Origin of the sequence: Vibrio sp. 10N.222.49.C9 (assembly GCF_041474985.1) — a bacterium.
Classification (GTDB): domain Bacteria; phylum Pseudomonadota; class Gammaproteobacteria; order Enterobacterales; family Vibrionaceae; genus Vibrio; species Vibrio crassostreae_C.
In genome coordinates, this window is record NZ_JBFRVD010001570.1 from 1 (window position 1) to 332 (window position 332).

Annotated in this window: 1 pseudogene; it reads left to right on the plus strand. The window is 48.2% G+C overall.

The annotated features are described in order from the left end of the window. Nucleotides 1-332 (plus strand): annotated as a pseudogene (locus AB4585_RS29310) (allophanate hydrolase subunit 2 family protein); the annotation flags it as partial.

Sequence of the window (332 nt, forward strand, 5' to 3'; positions counted from 1 at the left end):
CTCTTTTCATTGGGCAAATAAGCTACTAGAAAACCCTTTTGCGAGTTCCGTTATTGAAACCAGCCTTGGCGGTCTAGAAGCAGAATTTGCACAAGATTCTTGGTTTGCCGTCACCGGAGCAATTGATAACGTCTTCTTAGATGACGTTATGGTGCCAAACTGGAGCCGAGTATGGGCTAAGCGAGGTCAACGCCTTAGCGTTAGGATGCCACGTACCGGCTTAAGGAATTACATCGCCCTTCCTGCCGGTATCAATGCGCCTTTACATCATGGAAGTGCCTCTACAGTAACCAAAGACCGTTTAGGTGGACTATACAGTGACGGACAAGGGC